This window comes from Pseudomonas sp. PGPPP4 (assembly GCF_002256045.1).
In the GTDB taxonomy this organism is placed as follows: Bacteria; Pseudomonadota; Gammaproteobacteria; order Pseudomonadales; family Pseudomonadaceae; genus Chryseomonas; species Chryseomonas oryzihabitans.
On sequence record NZ_NKID01000002.1, the window covers coordinates 177,403 to 190,704 of the forward strand.

The 13,302-nt window shown below is 64.9% G+C and carries 15 protein-coding genes; 1 reads left to right on the forward strand and 14 read right to left on the reverse strand.

The window, feature by feature from the left end:
* Positions 1–9: 9 nt before the first annotated feature.
* The 10 genes from CFE50_RS03635 to CFE50_RS03680 form a co-directional block, all read right to left on the reverse strand.
* A complete protein-coding gene (locus CFE50_RS03635) occupies positions 10–684 on the reverse strand; it encodes a NuoB/complex I 20 kDa subunit family protein (RefSeq protein WP_007158886.1) in 675 nt (224 codons plus the stop codon).
* Positions 685–694: 10 nt separating this feature from the next.
* Complete coding sequence (locus tag CFE50_RS03640) at positions 695–1,108, reverse strand: NADH-quinone oxidoreductase subunit A (RefSeq protein ID WP_007158885.1); 414 nt, start codon at positions 1,106–1,108, stop codon at positions 695–697.
* 258 nt (positions 1,109–1,366) lie between these two features.
* Positions 1,367–2,128, reverse strand: a complete 762-nt coding sequence (locus CFE50_RS03645; protein ID WP_286731275.1) for a secretin N-terminal domain-containing protein — start codon at positions 2,126–2,128, stop codon at positions 1,367–1,369.
* Positions 2,125–2,655 (reverse strand): DUF7931 domain-containing protein, encoded by a 531-nt coding sequence (locus CFE50_RS03650; RefSeq protein WP_286731277.1) that lies wholly within the window; start codon positions 2,653–2,655, stop codon positions 2,125–2,127. Before CFE50_RS03650 ends, CFE50_RS03645 begins: the two co-directional genes overlap by 4 nt.
* Before the next feature lie 12 nt (positions 2,656–2,667).
* Positions 2,668–3,846: a ribosomal protein uL16 3-hydroxylase gene (locus CFE50_RS03655; RefSeq protein ID WP_027599795.1), complete on the reverse strand. Its 1,179-nt coding sequence runs from the start codon at positions 3,844–3,846 to the stop codon at positions 2,668–2,670.
* A 58-nt stretch (positions 3,847–3,904) separates the two neighbouring features.
* Positions 3,905–5,275, reverse strand: coding sequence for an adenylosuccinate lyase (purB, locus tag CFE50_RS03660; RefSeq protein WP_241809328.1), 1,371 nt, complete (start codon positions 5,273–5,275; stop codon positions 3,905–3,907).
* 87 nt (positions 5,276–5,362) lie between these two features.
* The gene (gene hflD / locus CFE50_RS03665; RefSeq protein ID WP_286731281.1) at positions 5,363–5,983 is read right to left on the reverse strand and encodes a high frequency lysogenization protein HflD; all 621 of its coding nucleotides are present in this window, start codon (positions 5,981–5,983) and stop codon (positions 5,363–5,365) included.
* Entirely contained in the window at positions 5,980–7,089 is a 1,110-nt protein-coding gene (gene mnmA / locus CFE50_RS03670; protein WP_027599793.1) for a tRNA 2-thiouridine(34) synthase MnmA, read from the reverse strand. The genes hflD and mnmA overlap by 4 nt, the downstream gene beginning before the upstream one ends.
* Position 7,090: 1 nt before the next feature.
* Positions 7,091–7,543 carry an NUDIX hydrolase gene (locus tag CFE50_RS03675; protein ID WP_241809710.1) on the reverse strand — a complete coding sequence of 151 codons (453 nt, stop codon included), beginning with the start codon at positions 7,541–7,543 and terminating at the stop codon, positions 7,091–7,093.
* Between the two features lie 129 nt (positions 7,544–7,672).
* Positions 7,673–9,904: an NADP-dependent isocitrate dehydrogenase gene (locus tag CFE50_RS03680; protein ID WP_241809711.1), complete on the reverse strand. Its 2,232-nt coding sequence runs from the start codon at positions 9,902–9,904 to the stop codon at positions 7,673–7,675.
* 423 nt (positions 9,905–10,327) lie between these two features.
* Between CFE50_RS03680 and CFE50_RS03685 the strand changes: the two genes are divergently transcribed.
* Positions 10,328–10,537 (forward strand): hypothetical protein, encoded by a 210-nt coding sequence (locus CFE50_RS03685; protein ID WP_007158876.1) that lies wholly within the window; start codon positions 10,328–10,330, stop codon positions 10,535–10,537.
* A 101-nt stretch (positions 10,538–10,638) separates the two neighbouring features.
* Here CFE50_RS03685 and CFE50_RS03690 read toward each other — a convergent pair whose 3' ends face one another.
* From CFE50_RS03690 to CFE50_RS03705, 4 genes are all read right to left on the reverse strand, one after another.
* Positions 10,639–10,821: a hypothetical protein gene (locus tag CFE50_RS03690; RefSeq protein WP_042133499.1), complete on the reverse strand. Its 183-nt coding sequence runs from the start codon at positions 10,819–10,821 to the stop codon at positions 10,639–10,641.
* A gap of 141 nt (positions 10,822–10,962) precedes the next feature.
* The gene (locus tag CFE50_RS03695; protein WP_007158874.1) at positions 10,963–12,429 is read right to left on the reverse strand and encodes an inorganic phosphate transporter; all 1,467 of its coding nucleotides are present in this window, start codon (positions 12,427–12,429) and stop codon (positions 10,963–10,965) included.
* Between the two features lie 82 nt (positions 12,430–12,511).
* Positions 12,512–12,868 (reverse strand): 6-carboxytetrahydropterin synthase QueD, encoded by a 357-nt coding sequence (queD, locus tag CFE50_RS03700; RefSeq protein ID WP_074583066.1) that lies wholly within the window; start codon positions 12,866–12,868, stop codon positions 12,512–12,514.
* A 105-nt stretch (positions 12,869–12,973) separates the two neighbouring features.
* Entirely contained in the window at positions 12,974–13,231 is a 258-nt protein-coding gene (locus tag CFE50_RS03705) for a DUF1652 domain-containing protein (protein WP_278441629.1), read from the reverse strand.
* Positions 13,232–13,302 lie beyond the last annotated feature (71 nt).

A 13,302-nucleotide genomic window follows, 5' to 3' on the forward strand; every position in this document is an offset into this window, starting at 1 on the left:
GAAGGGGACTTACACTTCGTCTGGGCTGCGCAGGTTGGTGACCTGGATGCGGCGCTCGCGGTTCTGCTCGCGCTGCGAAGGCATCTCGGCGCGGTAGATACCCTGGTCGCCCACCACCCAGGAAAGGGGGCGGCGCTCTTCACCGATGGAGTCCTGCAGGAGCATCAGGCCCTGGAGGAAAGCTTCGGGACGAGGCGGGCAGCCGGGCACGTAGACGTCGACGGGCAGGAACTTGTCCACGCCCTGAACGACCGAGTAGATGTCGTACATACCGCCGGAGTTGGCGCAGGCGCCCATGGAGATCACCCACTTGGGTTCCAGCATCTGCTCGTACAGGCGCTGGATGACCGGAGCCATCTTCATGAAGGGGGTGCCGGCGATGACCATGAAGTCGGCCTGACGCGGCGAGGCCCGGATGACTTCGGCGCCGAAGCGGGCGATGTCATGAGGCGCCGTGAAGGCGGTGGTCATTTCCACATAGCAGCAGGACAGGCCGAAGTTGTACGGCCACAGGGAATTCTTGCGTCCCCAATTGACCGCGCCCCGCAGGACATCTTCGAGCTTGCCCATGAAGATGCTGCGGTTGACCTGACTTTCGACGGGGTCGGCCACGGTTTCCCGCTGGCCGGCCGGATAGCGGTCTACTGCCGCATCGGGATCGATCCGGGTGAGATTGTATTGCATTGCCAAAGCCTCATTGTTTCGACTTCGCCTGCCGCTCGCGACGGCTCGCAGGCGCCCAATCGAGCGCTCCGATTCGCCACAGGTAGACAAGACCCGCCAACAGAATTGCTATGAAAATGGAGGCTTCCACGAAGCCGGCCCATCCCGATTCACGGATGGACACCGACCAGGCGAAGAGAAAGAGGGCTTCGACGTCGAAGATCACGAAGAGCATCGCGACCAGGTAGAACTTGGCAGAGAGACGGAGACGGGCACCCCCGGTGGGGACGATGCCGGACTCGAAGGGATCGTTCTTGCTACGGCCTACGGCTTTGCTGCCGAGCAGGCTCGAGACTCCGAGCATGAAGGCGATCAGACCGACCACGCCCAGGAGAAATACCGCGAAGCTCCAGTTGTGGGTCAGTAGGCTGATCGACTCAGACATGCTTTGAATCCTTAATTATTGGGTATCAGGCGCTATCAGTGCGACACGGTGTCGCAAGACAGACAGATTTTATGCTCTATCGATTCATTCTGTAAATTTATTGGTCCAAAAAGATTCTATTGGACTGCTTTGAATCAAACTAAACAGAACTTCCGGATTATTTGAGAATGAATATAAGAATTATTCGCAAATAACTTCCTGCTGTTCCTGTGTCCTAGATTGCCAGGCGCCGCAGGAGTTCTGCCGTTCGCCGGTTTGCTAGTCGATGAGGTCGGCGCGGATGCTCAGCTGACGGTCGTCACGGCCTTCGGTGGAGTAGTGGCGGACAAGGCCGCTCTGCTCGCCCTCGATTTGCTGCCGGAAGCCGCCCAGGTCCAGCCACTGGCCCAGGGGGCCGCTGATGCGGGTGGCGGCGCTCTGGGTTTGCACCGTGCCCGGACGCATGGCAGCGGCCCGGTCATCGACGCTGCTGATGTCCAGGTGCACCAGATTGCCGCTCAGGCGGGCGGTGACCTGAAAGCCCCGTTCGAGGCGGCGATAATCGGTCTGGGCGTAGCTCTGACCATAGGGCGAGGTCTGGTAGGTAGTCACCGGGACGTCTTCACCGAAGCGGATGAAGGCGGGGTAGCCCTCGGTGACCTGGACGCGCTGGGCGCCATCCTCCTTCTGGTCGGTGCTGTCTTCGATGATGCGTACCTGGGGCGCACGCACGTCGCCGTTTACCGAATAACCCTGACTGGCGCCCGAGCTGCCGGCGCGGGTGGCCAGGGTGATGAGCAGGCGCTGCGGCTGGGTGTCCAACTGGGCCAGCAGACTCTTGAGTTCGGCCAGCTTGGCCGGCTCGGCATTGACGATCAGCTGGTTGCCGTAGACGTTGACCTTGCCTTCGCTGCCAAGGACGGCTTGCAAGGTGGGCAGCAGATCGTCGGCGGTGCGGTATTGCAGGGGTATGACCTCGGTACGAGGGGCGGCCCAGGCTGTGGCCGTCAGCAGCAACAGGAACGCCAGCAAACCTTTCACAGCACCATCCTCCGCAATTCCTGATCCGGCTGGCTGCTGGCCCAGAGGCGATCGAAGACCTGCTGCTGAACCTTGACGGCGGCGCGGTCGCCGTAGCGGACGAAGCCGGTAGGCGCGCTGCCCGAACGGCGCAGCATAGCCTGGTCGTCGACGATGAGGCAGCTGCCTTCCGGTTGCTGCTCGGCCGGTGGCCGCCGGATCAGCAGATTGCTGGTCAGGCGTTGCGCCAGGGCGATGAGTCGGTGCCCCTGGCGCATGGCGAGGGCGCTGTCGTTGATGAGGATGCGGACCTGATGCCGTGGATGCCCCAGCAGCAGACGCTTGATCGCCGCTTCGACGGCGGGATTGTCGTAGAGCGGTGCTTCCAGGTCGGGCGTCTGGATGCTCAGCTGGCGGCTGGCTTGGCCGATGAGGCGGACACCGTGCTCACGCAGGGCGTCCAGGCCTTCGAGGCGCAGGGAGAGGTCCTGGCCGAGCCGGGGTTCGGGCAATCCGTCCAAGGTCAGATCGGCAAAGAACTCGTCCACGGCGGCTCCCTATCACTCGTCGTCGTCTTCTCCGGCGAAGATCAGGCTGCCCTGCTGGAGCAGTTCGCGGATCAGGCGCATGGCATCGTCGTCCTGCAGCCAGGGCGCGAGATTGGCCTCGTGCAGGACGTCCGCCGAGCATAGCAGGTCGAGCAGCGGTTGCAGCCGCATGGGCAGCAGGCGGCTCTGGCCGCTGGCGAAGACCATCACCTCGTCTTCCAGGCGACTCCAGGCGATGCGGCCGCTGGGGTTGCGCATCAGCAGGGCGCCTTCGTCGAGTTCCTTGCGCAGCTGCTTGGCGCTGAGGTTTTCTCCGGCGACGCGCTCCGGGTAGCGCGGCTCGGTCATGTGCTGGCCGAACCAGGCCAGCAGCAGGCGATCGTCGCTCAGGTGACGCTCCATCAGGCCGCGCAGCCGCTCGATGGCCTCGGGCGGGATCTCGGCCGGATGCTCGCTGGCCGGGGCGCAGCCGGCGTCGCTGTAGCGCTCGTCCTCGGGGATGAACTGGTTGAGGAAGTCGGTGAAATGGGTGAGCACCTCGCCGGCACTGGGGGCGCGGAAGCCGATGGAGTAGGTCATGCACTCGTCTTCGGCGATGCCGTCGTGGGCCAGGCCCGGCGGCAGATAGAGCATGTCGCCCGGTTCCAGCACCCATTCGTCGGTCTGCTGGAAGTCGGCGAGGATCTTCAGCTCCAGGCCGTCGATCAGCGGACTGTCGGCGGTGCACGGCTGACCGATGCGCCAGCGACGGCGGCCATGGCCCTGCAGCAGGAAGACGTCATAGTGATCGTAGTGGGGGCCGACACCGCCACCGGGGGCGGCGTAGCTGATCATGACGTCGTCCACGCGCCAGCTGGGCAGGAAGCGGAAGGCCTCCAGCACCTCGGCCACCTCGGGAACGAACTGGTCGACCGATTGCACCAGCAGGGTCCAGTCGCGCTCGGGCAGGCTGGCGAAGGTGTCTTCCGGCAGCGGGCCGCGGCGCAGCTCCCAGGTGCGGTCCTGGCCGATGATCAGGCGGGATTCGATTTCTTCTTCCAGCGACAGGCCGGCCAGCTCGTCCGGTTCCAGGGGGCTCTGGAAATCCGGGATGGCCTGGCGGATCAGCAGGGGTTTCTGCTGCCAGTAGTCGCGGAGGAATTCACGGGCGGTCAGGCCGCCGAGCAGTTGCAGGGGTTGATCCGGGTTCATGCACACCTCGCGCAATGAAAAACGCCCGGCGAGGCCGGGCGTGAAAAAGAAGGCAGCCTCAGACCCGACGGGCCTGCTCGGCAGCGTTACCGATATAGCCGGCCGGGGTCAGCTGGCGCAGTTCGGCCTTGGCGGCTTCAGGGATTTCCAGGCCGTCGATGAAGTCCTGCAGGGCGCTGGCGCTGATGCCCTTGCCGCGGGTCAGCTCCTTGAGCTTCTCGTAGGGGTTGGCCACGCCATAGCGGCGCATCACGGTCTGCACCGGCTCGGCCAGGACTTCCCAGCAGGCGTCCAGGTCTTCGGCGATGCGCGCGGCGTTGAGCTCCAGCTTGCCGATGCCCTTGAGGGTGGCTTCGTAGGCGATCACGCCGTGGGCCAGGCCGGTGCCCAGGTTGCGCAGCACGGTGGAGTCGGTCAGGTCGCGCTGCCAGCGGGAGATCGGCAGCTTGCTGGCCAGGTGCTGGAGGATGGCGTTGGCGATGCCCAGGTTGCCTTCGGAGTTCTCGAAGTCGATGGGGTTGACCTTGTGCGGCATGGTCGAGGAGCCGATCTCGCCGGCCACGGTCTTCTGCTTGAAGTAGCCGAGGGAGATGTAGCCCCAGATGTCCCGGTCGAAGTCGATCAGGATAATGTTGAAGCGGGCGATGGCGTCGAACAGCTCGGCGATGTAGTCGTGCGGCTCGATCTGGGTGGTGTAGGGATTCAGGGTCAGGCCGAGGTCGCCTTCGATGAAGGTGCGCGCATTGGCTTCCCAGTCGACGTCCGGGTAGGCGGACAGGTGGGCGTTGTAGTTGCCCACCGCGCCGTTGATCTTGCCCAGCGGCCGGATGGCGGCGATCTGTTCGATCTGGCGCTCCAGGCGATAGACCACGTTGGCCAGTTCCTTGCCCAGGCTGGTGGGGGAGGCGGGCTGGCCATGGGTGCGCGAGAGCATGGGCACGTCGGCGAAGCGATGGGCCAGCACGCGGATCTCGCCGGCGATCTGGCGCATCAACGGCAGCAGCACCTGGTCACGGCCTTCGCGCAGCATCAGCGCGTGGGACAGGTTGTTGATGTCCTCGGAGGTACAGGCGAAGTGGATGAATTCGCTGACCGCGGCCAGTTCCGGTAGGCCGGCGACCTCTTCCTTGAGCAGGTACTCGATGGCCTTGACGTCGTGGTTGGTGGTGCGCTCGATGTCCTTGACCCGCTGCGCCTGCTCGACGCTGAACTCGGTGGCCAGCTTGTCCAGCAGGGCATTGGCCTCGGCGGAGAAGGGCGCGACCTCGGGAATGCCCGCGTGGGCGGCCAGGCGCTGCAGCCAGCGGACCTCGACCTGGGCGCGGAAACGGATCAGGCCGAATTCGCTGAAGATGGGGCGCAGGGCGGCGGTCTTGCCGGCGTAACGGCCGTCGATGGGCGATACGGCGGTGAGCGAGGAGAGCTGCATGGGCATTCTCTTGGTAGCGGGGGAGAAAGGGGCGGAATTCTACACGCAAAGGCCGGGGCTTTAGTACCGCCGCCGGCCGGTCCGGGATCATCCGTTGCGCAAGGGATAGAGGTTGTCGAGCAGCTTGCGGCGGTTCAGCACCAGTTGCCAGCGATGACCGCCGAGCTGCCGCCATAGACGCGCGGAGCGGATACCGGCCAGCAGCAGGGCGCGCACCCGCGAGGCGGTGGCGGATTGCTGCAGGTAGCGCATCTCGCCTTGCACCTGGATGCGCTGCTTGAAGGTGCTCAGGGTGTCCTCGTAGAGACCCCCGCAGGCCGCGATGACGTTCTCGTGAGCGACCCCGAAGTGCTCGACCTGGGACTGGATCTGGGTGAGGCGCCGGCCAATGAGATCGAGCAGGTCGCCGCGCTTCTCCAGCTTGCGTTCCAGGGCGGTCATCGCCAGGGCATAGCGCAGGGGCTCGCGCTGCAGGCTGTTGGGGTTGCGCTCCAGGGTGCTGGAAAGGGCGCCCAGGCCCTCACGCAGGGGTGTGACGCTGCCGCCATAGACTTCCAGGGTGCTGCCCGGATCGCGCACCAGTAGGCTGCCGAGCAGGCAGGCGAGGGGTTCTTCCGCGACCTGGCCGGTGCGTGCCAGCTGGTCGACCAGCACGGCGGCCTGGAAGACGCCGCCCAGGGCGATGAGTTGTTCCTGGGTACGATTCATGCGGCGGGCGCCTCGGCGCAGGCGGGTTGATAGTGTTCGATCACACCGCCGCCCAGGCAGACGTCGCCGTCGTAGAAGACCACCGACTGGCCGGGGGTCACGGCGCGCTGGGGTTCGTCGAAGACCACCCGGTAGCCGGCGCCCTGGCGCTCGATCCGGCAGGGCTGGTCCTGCTGGCGATAGCGGACCTTGGCGGTGAGGCGGCGTGGTTGGGCGAGCTCCAGGTCATTGACCCAGAACATCTCGCTGACGGTCAGCGCCTCGGCGAACAGCCAGGGGTGGGCATTGCCCTGGCCGACGATCAGCACGTTGCGGGTCAGGTCCTTGCTCAGGACGTACCAGGGATCGTCACCGGCGTCCTTCATGCCGCCAATGCCCAGGCCCTGGCGCTGGCCGATGGTGTGGTACATCAGGCCGTGGTGGCGGCCGATGACCTCGCCGGTGGTGGTCTCGATGTCGCCCGGCTGGGCCGGCAGGTACTGCTTGAGGAAGTCGCTGAAGCGACGCTCGCCGATAAAGCAGATGCCGGTCGAATCCTTCTTGCGCGCGGTGGCCAGGCCATGCAGCTCGGCGATGGCGCGGACCTCGGGCTTTTCCAGCTCGCCCACCGGGAAGAGGGTGCGCGCCAGCTGCTCGCCGCCCACGGCGTGGAGGAAATAGCTCTGATCCTTGTTGGCATCCAGGCCCTTGAGCAGCAGGGTCTGGCCGTCGACGTCGCGGCGGCGCACATAGTGGCCGGTGGCGATCAGGTCGGCGCCCAGGGCCAGGGCGTAGTCGAGGAAGGCCTTGAACTTGATCTCGCGGTTGCAGAGGATGTCCGGATTCGGCGTGCGGCCAGCCTTGTATTCGGCGAGGAAGTGCTCGAAGACGTGATCCCAGTACTCGGCGGCGAAGTTGGCCGTGTGCAACTTGATGCCGATGCGGTCGCAGACCGCCTGGGCATCGGCCAGGTCTTCCTTGGCCGTGCAGTACTCGGTGCCGTCATCCTCGTCCCAGTTCTTCATGAACAGGCCCTCGACCTGATAGCCCTGCTCCTTGAGCAAGAGGGCCGAGACCGAGGAATCCACTCCGCCGGACATGCCGACGATGACGCGGGTGCCGTTCACTTCAAAAACCTCTCATATCTACGATCATCGACAGGGGATAGCGGTGGCCGTCCAGGTATTTCTCGATGGCGTCCAGGACCAGGGGGCTGCGCAGGCGGGCCTGCTCGGCACGGATCTCGTCGAGCGTCAGCCACACCGCGCGGGTGATGTCGGCATCCAGGGCGCGCTCCGGCTGGTGGGCCAGGGGGCGGGCATGGAAGGCCGTGCGATAGTAGGTGACGCCATTGGCCGGGGCGACATAGAGGCCGATGCCGATCACGCCGAGGATCTCCACCTGCCAGGCGGTTTCTTCCAGGGTTTCGCGCCGCGCCGCCTCGATCAGGCTCTCGCCTGGCTCCAGGTGCCCGGCCGGCTGGTTGAGCACCAGGCGACCCTGCTTCTCTTCTTCCACCAGCAGGAAGCGACCGACGTCTTCCACCACGGTGGCCACGGTGACGTGGGCGTGCCAATCCATCTCGGACTCCGCTATCGGTAATCGCGCAGTATACGCCTTAAGCTTTGCGTGCCCCAAATGCAGCGAACCCCGGTCGGGGCCGGGGTTCGCTGTGATCACCCATTCAGGCTGCGGACGCAGCCCTCAGGTTCAGCCCTTGAGCTGTTCCAGGGCGGCGTTGAGCGTGGCGCTCGGACGCATGGCCTGGCGGGTCTTGGCCTGGTCGGGGTGGTAGTAGCCACCGATGTCCACGGCCTGGCCCTGGACGCCGTTCAACTCGGCGACCACCTTGGCTTCGTCGGCGGTCAGCGACTTGGCCACGGGCTCGAACTGGGCCTTGAGCTGGGCGTCTTCGCTCTGCTCGGCCAGGGCCTGGATCCAGTACAGCGCCAGGTAGAAGTGGCTGCCGCGGTTGTCCAGTTCACCGGCCTTGCGCGACGGCGACTTGTTGCTGTCGAGGAACTTGCCGTTGGCCTGGTCCAGGGTCTTGGCCAGGATCTTGGCCTTGGCGTTGCCGGTGGTCTCGCCCAGGTGGTTCAGGGATTCGGCCAGGGCCAGGAACTCGCCCAGGGAATCCCAGCGCAGGTGGTTTTCCTGCACGAACTGCTGGACGTGCTTGGGCGCGGAGCCGCCGGCACCGGTCTCGAACAGGCCGCCGCCGTTCATCAGCGGGACGATGGACAGCATCTTGGCGCTGGTGCCCAGTTCCATGATGGGGAAGAGGTCGGTCAGGTAGTCGCGCAGGACGTTGCCGGTCACCGAGATGGTGTCCTCGCCCTTGCGGATGCGCTCCAGGGACACGCGGGTGGCTTCCTCGGGCGCCAGGACGCGGATGTCCAGGCCGTTGGTGTCGTGGTCCTTGAGGTAGCGCTCGACCTTGGCAATGACCTGGGCGTCGTGGGCGCGATTCTGGTCCAGCCAGAAGATGGCCGGGGTGTTGCTGGCGCGGGCGCGGTTGACGGCCAGCTTGACCCAGTCCTGGATCGGCGCGTCCTTGGTCTGGCACATGCGCCAGATGTCACCGGCCTCGACCGGATGCTCGAAGACCACCTTGCCCTGGTCGTCGGTCACGCGCACGGTGCCGTCGGTGGGGATCTGGAAGGTCTTGTCGTGGGAGCCGTATTCCTCGGCCTTCTGTGCCATCAGACCGACGTTGGGCACGCTGCCCATGGTGCTGGGATTGAAGGCGCCGTGCTGCTTGCAGTCCTCGATCACCACCTGGTAGACGCCGGCATAGCAGCGGTCGGGGATGATGGCCTTGGTGTCCTGCAGGTTGCCTTCGGCGTTCCACATCTTGCCGGAGTCACGGATCATGGCCGGCATGGAGGCGTCGACGATGACGTCGCTCGGCACGTGCAGGTTGGTGATGCCCTTGTCGGAGTTGACCATGGCCAGCGCCGGACGCTGGGCGTACTGGGCGTCGAAATCGGCCTTGATGGCGGACTGGGTGGCTTCCGGCAGGCTGGACAGGCGGGCGTAAAGGTCGCCGATGCCGTTGTTGCGATCGAAGCCGGCTTCTTTCAGCGCGGTTTCGTGCTTGGCCAGCACGTCCTTGTAGAACTCGCCGACGATGATGCCGAACATGATGGGGTCGGAGACCTTCATCATGGTGGCCTTCAGGTGCACGGAGAACAGCACGCCCTTGGCCTTGGCGTCTTCGATCTGGGCGGCGATAAAGCTCTGCAGGGCCTTGCGGCTCATGGTCGAGGCGTCGACGATCTCGCCGGCCTTGACCGCGGTCTTCTCTTTCAGGACCTTGCTGCTGCCGTCCTTGCCGATCAGTTCGATCTTCAGGCTGCCGGCGTTCTCGATGGTGGCCGAGCGCTCGCTGCCATAGAAGTCATGGGCGTCCATGTGGGCGACGTGGGACTTGGAGTCGGCGCTCCAGGCGCCCATGCGATGGGGGTGCTTGCGGGCGTAGTTCTTGACCGACAGCGGCGCGCGGCGGTCGGAGTTGCCTTCGCGCAGGACCGGGTTCACGGCGCTGCCCTTGACCTTGTCGTAACGCGCCTTGACGTCTTTTTCCTTGTCGTCCTTGGGCTCGTCCGGATAGTCCGGCAGGGCGTAGCCCTGACCCTGCAGTTCCTTGATCGCCGCCTTGAGCTGCGGGACCGAGGCGCTGATGTTGGGCAGCTTGATGATGTTGGCTTCGGGAGTGGTGGCCAGTTCGCCGAGTTCGGCGAGGTGGTCGGAGATGCGCTGCTCTTCCTTCAGGTACTCGGGGAAGAGGGCGATGATGCGACCGGCAAGGGAGATGTCACGGGTTTCGAGGGCGACGCCGGAGGAGGCGGTGATGGCCTCGACGATGGGTAGCAGCGAATAGGTCGCCAGGGCGGGCGCTTCGTCGGTCAGGGTGTAGATGATCTTCGACGTGGTGGACATGTCTTGCTTTAACTCCTCTTTATCACAGCTGTGGCGCGAAGCCGGGCGAGCGAGGATCGACCCTTGAGTCGATAGACGCCCCAAGAAGGCGTTATCGGGCCGCGCGACAGGCGCGGCGGCGATGGACGTGCGATGCGACAAAGCGTCGCTGCGGAAATTGCGGGATCGGCCGATACAGCCAGCGGAACCGGCAGGGCCTGCAGCGACCCGTCAGTCGGCGGAGTATACCAGCGCGGCGCCTGGCGTGCATTCGCGCTGCCTCGGCCTGGCGGTGGGCAGAGGTTGCCGCTGTGCTGGGTCCGTTGGAAGCGATCGCCTGCATCGAACAACCAGGTCAAGAGACTTGACCATTCGACGGCTGGCGCTGCACGGCAGTTGCTTAAGGGACTAAACTATTGCCCCTCTTAATCTGATGAGGTCGTTATGAAAACCAAGGACAATGCGTCCAAGAGTCGTTCCTGGGCTATCGTCGGGCTGGAAACGCTCGTCATCGTCGCCCTGTCGCTGTACGTCGCCTTTGGCGCCGGGCTGTTCATCAAGCACCACTGCTGGGACACCCTGACCCCGCAGCAGCAAGACCAGATCCTCGAGCAGATGAGCCGCAGCGCTCAGGAAAATACCCTGCTCACCTGATTCGCCTTCGCTCGAATCCCTTCCTTTCAAACAATAAGAATCCTTCTTTTTTCTCCCGCGCACTCCCTGGGTGTCGAGGGGGCCTCGTCACGTCCGCAGTTCTAGCAGACCAGGTGTTTGGCTGGACTCACGGGGGCGGTGGGGGTGGCCTTGGGCAGCACGCTGGGCGAGGAGGTCGCCACGGGTCTGGCGCGACGTGCCAGGCGCAGCATGGCCCAGAGTATGGCCAGCGCCAGGGCCAGCCAGCCCAGAATCAGAAGAAGGATGTAGGTCGCAGGAGTCATTGACGTTCACCGTACGGCTGTCTCGGAAAGGTGTCTCTGCTGGGACACATTTCACTAGACTCGTCAATAGCTATCCTGTTCAGGCTTTCCCGACGAGGGGTCCGACCGGGCGCCGCCGATGCGGCGCCCGGTCGGCGCGGATCACAGGAACAGGTGCGCCAGCCAGAACAGGCCGGCGGAGAGGGCCATGGAGGCCGGCAGGGTCAGGACCCAGGCCATCAGGATGTTGCGCACCGTGCTGCCCTGCAGGCCGCTGCGATTGGCGACCATGGTGCCGGCCACGCCCGAGGACAGCACGTGGGTGGTGGAGACGGGCAGGGCGAAGACGTTGGCCATGCCGATGGCGGCCACGGCCGTCACCTGGGCGCTGACGCCCTGGGCATAGGTCATGCCCTGGCGCCCGATCTTCTCGCCGACGGTCAGCACCACCCGGCGCCAGCCGACCATGGTGCCGATGCCCAGGGCCAGGGCGACCGCGATGATGACCCAGAAGGGCGCGTATTCGGTGGTGCTGGTGAGATCCTTGCGCAGGCGGCTCAGGTCGTCGCGATCGCGCGCGGTCAACACCGGCAGCTTGCTCACCTTCTTGGCGGTGTCGTCCAGGCACAGCAGGTAGCGGCGCACCTGCTGGCGATGGTCGTCGCTCATGGCCCGGTAGTCGGTGATGCCTTCCAGATCGGCCAGCAGTGCCTGCAGTGTCGGCACGGTCATGTGCGGGGCGCAGCGGAATTCCTGGGGCAGGTCGCGATTGCCGGGCACTTCGGCGAGGAAGTCCTTGAGGTTGTCGCCCTGGCGCTCGTAGAACTGACCCAGGTGGATGGCGGCGTCGCGGGTGCGCTCGATCTGGTAGGTGGTGCTGTCCAGGTCCAGTACGAACTTGGCCGGGACGATGCCGATCAGCACCAGCATGATCAGGCCGATGCCTTTCTGGCCGTCGTTGGAGCCATGCACGAAGCTCATGCCCATGGCCGAGAGGACCAGCATCAGACGATTCCAGAACGGCGGATGCTTCTTGGCGTCCACTTCGCGGCGCTGTTCCGGGGTCTTGTGCATCTTCGACAGCGGCCGCCAGCGCTTGAGGGCGAGCAGCAGCAGGCCGGCGACGGCGAAGCCGGCCAGCGGCGAGAAGATCAGCGACAGACCGATGTCGATCGCCTTCTGCCAGTTCACCCCTTCGCTCATCGGGATGCCGGTGAGCAGGGCGTTGGTCACGCCGACGCCGAGGATGGAGCCGATCAGGGTGTGGGAACTGGAGGCGGGGATGCCGAAGTACCAGGTGCCCAGGTTCCAGGTGATGGCCGCGGCGAGCAGGGAAAACACCATGGCCAGGCCGTGGCCGGTGTTGACGTTGATCAGCAGCTCCACCGGCAGCAGGTGGACGATGGCGTAGGCGACGCCAACGCCGCCGAGCAGCACACCGAGGAAATTGAAGATGCCGGAGAAGAACACCGCGAGGTGCGGCGGCATGGCCTTGGTGTAGATCACCGTGGCGACGGCGTTGGCGGTGTCGTGGAAGCCGTTGATGAATTCAAAGGCCAGCACAAAGGCCAGGGCCAAGACGAGGCTGATGGCGACCCAGGCGTGGAGTCCGCTGAAAAGTTCGAACATGGGGATACGTCGACAGTTGGCAGGCGCGAATTATGGCAGAAAAATGACTGCCGCCATCGCCACCTTGAATGGGAGGGGCGAATTAGTCGCCGCGGTAGATGCAGCCGCAGGTGCAGGTCTCATGGACGCGGACCTGGCTGAGCTCGGGGAGCTGGGGCTTGAGTTGTTGCCAGATCCAGCGGGCGAGCACCTCGCTGGTAGGGTTTTCGAGGCCCGGGATGTCGTTCAGGTAGTGATGGTCGAGACGCTCGTACAGGGGTTTGAAGACGGCCTTGATGTCGGCGAAATCCCGGACCCAGCCGGTATGGGGATCGACCGCGCCTTCGATGTGCAGGCCTACCTTGAAGGAATGCCCATGGAGACGGCCGCACTTGTGACCTGCCGGAACATTGGGCAGGAAGTGCGCGGCTTCGAAAATGAATTCTTTGAAAATTTCCACGATAACCACTCGCGTTGGGCCACGGGGTGTGGCGGCTGCGGGGCGGCAGTCTATCAGCTCGACAGCGCCTTGCCGAACCTCCCGCTGCCCGGCAGCGGCCAGCGGCTAGCCCGGCATCGACCAAGGTTCCAGCCGATGGCCGTCGTGCGCCAGTTCCAGGCGGGTCCGCTCGATCAGCGCGGCGAGGTGGCCGGCGTGGCTGTACTGGCTGCGGGCGACGTGGGCGACCGAGGCCAGGACCTGGCTGCCGTCCGTCACCACGAAGGAAAAGCTGGCGTCGCTGGGGTCTTCACGGACCTCGCCGTGCAGCGGCAGAAAGGCCTTTTCGACGATGTGGACGGCGCGGGCGAGATCGATGGTCATGGACGGATTCCTCTGCAGATCGCCTTCTATAGAGGGCCGGGTAGCGGAGAAATTCTGATTTGCCAACGCCT

Excerpts from the sequence above, each read along its gene's own strand:
- CFE50_RS03635 (WP_007158886.1), bottom strand. The coding sequence starts at position 684 with ATGCAATACAATCTCACCCGGATCGATCCCGATGCGGCAGTAGACCGC.
- CFE50_RS03640 (WP_007158885.1), bottom strand. The coding sequence starts at position 1,108 with ATGTCTGAGTCGATCAGCCTACTGACCCACAACTGGAGCTTCGCGGTA.
- CFE50_RS03655 (WP_027599795.1), bottom strand. The coding sequence starts at position 3,846 with ATGAACCCGGATCAACCCCTGCAACTGCTCGGCGGCCTGACCGCCCGT.
- purB (WP_241809328.1), bottom strand. The coding sequence starts at position 5,275 with ATGCAGCTCTCCTCGCTCACCGCCGTATCGCCCATCGACGGCCGTTAC.
- hflD (WP_286731281.1), bottom strand. The coding sequence starts at position 5,983 with ATGAATCGTACCCAGGAACAACTCATCGCCCTGGGCGGCGTCTTCCAG.
- CFE50_RS03675 (WP_241809710.1), bottom strand. The coding sequence starts at position 7,543 with ATGGATTGGCACGCCCACGTCACCGTGGCCACCGTGGTGGAAGACGTC.
- CFE50_RS03680 (WP_241809711.1), bottom strand. The coding sequence starts at position 9,904 with ATGTCCACCACGTCGAAGATCATCTACACCCTGACCGACGAAGCGCCC.
- CFE50_RS03685 (WP_007158876.1), top strand. The coding sequence starts at position 10,328 with ATGAAAACCAAGGACAATGCGTCCAAGAGTCGTTCCTGGGCTATCGTC.
- CFE50_RS03690 (WP_042133499.1), bottom strand. The coding sequence starts at position 10,821 with ATGACTCCTGCGACCTACATCCTTCTTCTGATTCTGGGCTGGCTGGCC.
- CFE50_RS03695 (WP_007158874.1), bottom strand. The coding sequence starts at position 12,429 with ATGTTCGAACTTTTCAGCGGACTCCACGCCTGGGTCGCCATCAGCCTC.
- CFE50_RS03705 (WP_278441629.1), bottom strand. The coding sequence starts at position 13,231 with ATGACCATCGATCTCGCCCGCGCCGTCCACATCGTCGAAAAGGCCTTT.